Origin of the sequence: Paenibacillus sp. FSL M7-0802, from assembly GCF_038004945.1 — a bacterium.
In the GTDB taxonomy this organism is placed as follows: domain Bacteria; phylum Bacillota; class Bacilli; order Paenibacillales; family Paenibacillaceae; genus Paenibacillus; species Paenibacillus polymyxa_B.
Genome location: NZ_JBBOSD010000001.1, coordinates 4,988,147 through 4,993,531, shown reverse-complemented (window position 1 = coordinate 4,993,531; position 5,385 = coordinate 4,988,147). Strand labels below are relative to the sequence as shown.

Sequence of the window (5,385 nt, the reverse complement as noted above, 5' to 3'; positions counted from 1 at the left end):
TCTCCACCAACTCCTCAAAACACAAAGTTTATATAACATGAGCTAAAGGCTTATCACCCTGTCCATTTTGAGCTATTATTCACGTTTGAAGCATTGCCAGGAGTTGCCTGCTAAAATATATCAAAGAAAAAACGAGTGATGAGGAAGGCTATATGCCTCTTTCACACTCGTTGCTGGTTCGCATGAACAACCGCAAAGGCGTTCAACGAATCTCTATTTGGTTATTTTCCAAACAAGTTGATAATTCGTTCTTTAACCTCCGCTTGATGAAAGGTCTTCTCATGCATGATAAGCTCTTGTTCTACGATTTTGGGAAGCTGTTCCCGGAGTGGAGCAACCAAATGATCCTTTAGCGTGATTAAAGAAAATCTGGGTTTCTCGGCTAGCTGCCGGGCAAGATCCATTACATAGCCCATCACTTCTTTGCGGGGCAGGGTCGGAAATGGAACTCCTCGTTTTTCCAGTTCAACACCTCGATAATTGCCCCCATTTAACAATAACTCTTCTCCCAAGCTGAACCCTAGTTTTTTAGGAATAATATACGTGGCACCCATTCCCGGTGTGAATCCGTATCTCATAAAATTAGTCGTGTACACACTTTCCCTGCTTAGGACTACAAAGTCAGAAAATAGCCCCATTACAAAGCCTCCGCCCACCGCATGTCCCTGCATAGCAGCTATCACTGGAACTTTACAGCCCAATGCAAGTGAGTAAATATTTTCATCGGTAAACTTCGAGATTCCTTCATGTAAAGCCAACAGTCCCTCTTGCGTCCCACCCGTGGCAAAGTAATTATCGTATCCTGTTAGAATTACGACTTTGCAGGTTGAATCTTCTTGGATCGTCTTGAACGCTTGTCTTAGTCCATGGGTCATTTCAAGCGTAAATGTATTTTTATGAACTCTATCTTGCATTTTCACTTGAATAATACCTCGTTCGATTTCAAGTAATTCAACCACGGATTGTGACATTATGATCTTCTTCCCTCCTACATCCCCATCTTGTGGCGTAGACCATCAGTCCATCCACGGAAATTGCCCCGTTTCAACGTATCGGAAAATGCCCTTAAGATTTTGAGCGTCTGAAAACACCTCTTGATTGGACGCCAACGCTAGTGGTTTACACTGACGCAAATCGTTGAGTTCATCCATAAAGCGCTTGTAGCGTAAGATCCCATGCTTGCTCAATCGTCTGAGGCGTAATAAATGCTTGCGTAGCACCATCTCGCTCTGAACATCGTACGCATCAACCAATCCCCATACATGGGCCTGTTGAACCGAAACGGGCTGCGTCATTAGTGTTAAATAATGCGCTTTTTGGAATCCAATCCTGCGGACTAAAAATGGTAGAACGCAAGCAGGGAAAAGTCCGAATAGCAATTCTGACAAGCTGAACTGTGCCGTCTCGTCGGCTATCACAATATCGCTGGCAGCAATAAATCCGACGCCACCAGCGTTTGCTTTTCCTCGCACATGAGAAATCGTGATATAGGGCCCAGTTGCTAATTTTAACCACAGATCATACATAGGCTCTGGACTCATTGCATGTTCTTGTCCACTTTCCACTTTTTCACGCATTCCCTCAAAATCCGCGCCAAAACAGAACACCTCCGGCAAACCTTCCAAAACTACGATCGTAACTGACTCCTCACACAGTGCAAGTACATGCAAGCACTCCTCGATGAGGGTATTATTAATCGTATTATTTGCCTCCGGTCGGTAAAAGCGAATATAACAAATCGATTCTTGAAACCGAACCTGAATCGTTTGATAACTCATGATTCCCACCTGTATTTACGGTGGAATTCATAGATTTCTTCCAAATACAACCGCTGTCTCCCTTTCCCGGAAGCTATCACCCCCGGAATCAATTGAAAATCCAGCTTGGCGTTGCGGGTTCCAAACCGTACAGCGCCACTGCCTTTTAGCAGGGATTCATATTCATCCATAGTTAACTGATAGCGATCATTCAAATTACGCTCAATTTCAAAACGCCGCAGATGTTCCTGGCTTTGCGGCATAACAACCCCGCTATAAAATTCAGAGCAGCAGCCTGACCCGTAGGAAAAACAGCCGATTCGCTTTGGAGCATCGAATGTACCCTGATCAATCGTACCTGCCAAGGAGAGGTACAAAGTCGCCCCCATAATATTACCGACTCGTTGGCAATACGCCAATCCGGGCTTAACACGTTGTAAATAATCTGCCTCAATCTCATTTGGTTTGGATTTAGTCAACCTTCGCATCATCGTGCGATGCGCTCCTTTTACCATTCCGCCAAAAGGAGTATGAAAGGCAAGATACTGAAAGGTATCTTTATAATCCACTCCTTGCACCCGTTTTTGGTATTCCAAAAACGCTTGCTCGCAACAGTCCAGATAGGACATTAAAGACATATCTGCATCCCCAGCCTCGCTATCTGGAATCGGCCGGCAAGTATCCATCACCTCATAGCCGTAATATCCATTAGCGCCTGCATCGATTTGAAAAACATGAGGATTTTCACTAATGAGCATTGCCACGGCCCCTGCGCCTCCACTTGGCTCAGCATAAGACCAATCCTCACTCAAGACATCCCCGCCTTCAGCAGCAATAAATCGTGAAATATCACTGGCAATTACAAGCGCTTTTGCTCCTGGCGAGACCTGAGAAAGAATAAAATTCACCGCCATTTGGAGTCCAGCAGTACCGGAATAGCAGGCTTGCTTGAGCTCGAATAATCTGCAATTCCGATTCAACCCCAAATAGTGGTGAATATATGTACTGATTGATTTCCCAAAATCAATACCTGATTCCGTACAGGTGATAAGCATTTCGATTCGGTTTTTTTCCGCTTCTGAAAGAGCGTCCACCAGCGGTTTTGCCGCATTTACTCCAAAGGTAACTGGATCTTCGTAAGGTAGGGCAACCGCCTTTTCTTTCATTAATAAATTTTCGAACCTTGCAGGATCCAATTGCCTGTGTTGGGCTAATTGCATAACATCCAGATAGGCAGAGCCACCAAAAACGTTCATTGCCTCAATTCCCACGACAACCATAATCGTCCCCCTCTCTCAAATACGCGACTCACATTTTTGCATACAAATGGCAGTATTGATTCCACCAAAGCCCATGCTCAGATTCATAGTATTGTGAATAATTGCTGGTACGGACTCATTCTTCACCCAATTGCAGTCCAATTGGATAGGCTCCTCCAAATTACGGGTAGGGTGAAGTCTCGACTCCGACATTTGTAAAAGAGTAGCAATAATTTCAACAGTTCCTGCCGCGCTCAAGCCGTGACCGATAATGGATTTAGTTGCATTGATATAGGCATGTGACAATTTACAATCCTGTAATGCCTTTATTTCTATCTCGTCTCCAACGACCGAGCCTGTCCCATGGGGATTAATATAATCAATCTCTTCCGGTAGCAGCTTTGCTTTCTCCAAAGCTCTTCTAATCACTCGGGCTTCGCCTTCGTAGGAGGGATTGGGATTCCGGTTTCGATCCATTCCCATATCCCATCCTGCAAGTTTGGCATAAGGTTTCTCCCGAAGCCTCACGGCAGAATCGGCCCGTTCTATGACTACAACCCCGCAAGATTCCCCATAGATGAACCCGTCCCGCGACTGATCAAATGGTCGACACGCCATTGCAGGTTCATCGGCATATCGGTCGCTTCCCATCGCTCCCAAGGATCGCAATGCCTGGCATTCCATATACGAAATATCCATCAATGCCCCCATTGCAATGCAAACATCAACACGATCTGCTTGAATGGCCTCAATTGCTTGAATGATTGCGACTTGTCCACTCGCGGATGCACCACCGACGGTATAAGCTAACCCCTGAATACCGAACTGTTCGGTACATAGTCCGCACAAATCAGTATCCATAAAGGAAACCCCATAGGTCGGCGGTACAAAGCACATTTTGTCCCGATAGGCCTCATAAGTCTGAAATAGCTCCCGTTGCTGAAAATTGGAGCCTCCAACCACCAGTCCAATACGGCTAGGATCAACGTTATCCAATTGAGCATCATCCCAGGCTTCTTGAAGGGTTACCATGGCCACCTGCCCCGAAAATGATGCTGTACGTAACATTCGTTTGGATAATGCCTTCGGATAAGACAAGGGTGGCAGCTCCGCACCTATAAATGAAGCTTCACCTCTTCTGCCCGGGCGTTGCATGACGCCAAATGCATGCTGCCCTTTGAACAACGCCGAGGCAAAAGCAGCCTTCCCCTGCCCAATCGCCGAAGTCACGCCAATCCCCGTAACGACTAACTCAGACTCTTCATAATTTTTCATAATTTCGCATAAAGTGCATCTGTCAATTCCCCTATATTTTTCACGCCGGACAATTCGACGCGCGGAATATTAAGAGATAATGTTTCCATCGTCTTGTTTACAATTTCAGCCCGATCTACTGAATCTGCACCCAAATCCACCAATCGATCGCCATACTCGAACGTGTGATCTTGTAATTCGGGAAGCACTTCACGAATACAACGTTTAACGATATCGAATACTTCTTCCTTATGCATAGGTATCCTCCTAAAAAATAAATGATTTAAAACTCAACAAACCTAGTGTTCAGTAAACATGATCTACAAACGGATTTCGATGAAAACTTGCATTGAATTTTTCATAAAGCCGAGAAGTATTCATACTCCATTCCGTCTTCCTCGGTGCTACAATCGTGCAGATATAGTCACCTAACTGGTAAGACTGGGCAGCATATTGTGGAAAATGTGAAAATGTACTTTGGAAGTATCCATCCACAAACCTGGTCTCATTCATTTCAAGTACATGCAGCGATGTTGTAAAACCTGTACGTAATATTTTCGACAGGGCCTCCTTCACTGTCCAAAAAACCGTCAATAAAGCTGAGTACTCCCCTACTCCCCGCACGACAGAGATTCTTTCCTTTTCTTCCACCGTCAGTTGGCTTTCAATTGTCTTATTTCGCTTAGAATCAATCCTCTCAATATCAATGCCCATGGGATGTGCTTCGGGAAAAACAACAGCCGCTCCGATATAGTCGCAGTGGGCAATGCTCACCTGATAGCTGTGGACACCATTGATTCGAAGCATGGGCTGGCCGAAGACACCTGACTCCACACTTACGTTGCGCAGGTCTGGCTCGCTTAACAGCACCGAAACTGCTTGTTTGGCACTTAGCCTGCCAAGCACAAAGTTGGATTTCCGCCGATGGAATACCAAACTCTCGAAGTAACTACACTCATCCGAATGAAAGACTTCTCGATCAAGGGGAGCGTCTGCGTTATAATCTGCATGGACAAAACTGACGGCCGCCTTCATCACGGCATCTTCCCGCTTCAACATTAGTTGTTCTGCATACGAGGCTACGCATATCCCCCCTAGTAAACTACTAACTTAGC

At 45.4% G+C, this 5,385-nt stretch carries 6 protein-coding genes; all 6 read right to left on the bottom strand.

Annotated features, from left to right (window positions below):
- Nucleotides 1–221: 221 nt before the first annotated feature.
- The 6 genes from MHB54_RS22995 to MHB54_RS22970 are packed head-to-tail and all read right to left on the bottom strand — an operon-like array spanning nucleotide 222 to nucleotide 5,329.
- Nucleotides 222–971, bottom strand: coding sequence for a polyketide synthase (locus MHB54_RS22995; protein ID WP_023989389.1), 750 nt, complete (start codon nucleotides 969–971; stop codon nucleotides 222–224).
- Nucleotides 972–1,016: 45 nt separating this feature from the next.
- Nucleotides 1,017–1,778 (bottom strand): enoyl-CoA hydratase/isomerase, encoded by a 762-nt coding sequence (locus MHB54_RS22990; protein ID WP_264453577.1) that lies wholly within the window; start codon nucleotides 1,776–1,778, stop codon nucleotides 1,017–1,019.
- Nucleotides 1,775–3,037 (bottom strand): hydroxymethylglutaryl-CoA synthase family protein, encoded by a 1,263-nt coding sequence (locus MHB54_RS22985; protein WP_264453576.1) that lies wholly within the window; start codon nucleotides 3,035–3,037, stop codon nucleotides 1,775–1,777. Before MHB54_RS22985 ends, MHB54_RS22990 begins: the two co-directional genes overlap by 4 nt.
- A gap of 15 nt (nucleotides 3,038–3,052) precedes the next feature.
- Nucleotides 3,053–4,291: a beta-ketoacyl synthase N-terminal-like domain-containing protein gene (locus tag MHB54_RS22980; RefSeq protein ID WP_023989392.1), complete on the bottom strand. Its 1,239-nt coding sequence runs from the start codon at nucleotides 4,289–4,291 to the stop codon at nucleotides 3,053–3,055.
- Complete coding sequence (locus tag MHB54_RS22975; protein ID WP_013310983.1) at nucleotides 4,288–4,527, bottom strand: acyl carrier protein; 240 nt, start codon at nucleotides 4,525–4,527, stop codon at nucleotides 4,288–4,290. Before MHB54_RS22975 ends, MHB54_RS22980 begins: the two co-directional genes overlap by 4 nt.
- A 49-nt stretch (nucleotides 4,528–4,576) precedes the next feature.
- Entirely contained in the window at nucleotides 4,577–5,329 is a 753-nt protein-coding gene (locus MHB54_RS22970) for a 4'-phosphopantetheinyl transferase family protein (RefSeq protein WP_023989393.1), read from the bottom strand.
- Between the last annotated feature and the right edge of the window lie 56 nt (nucleotides 5,330–5,385).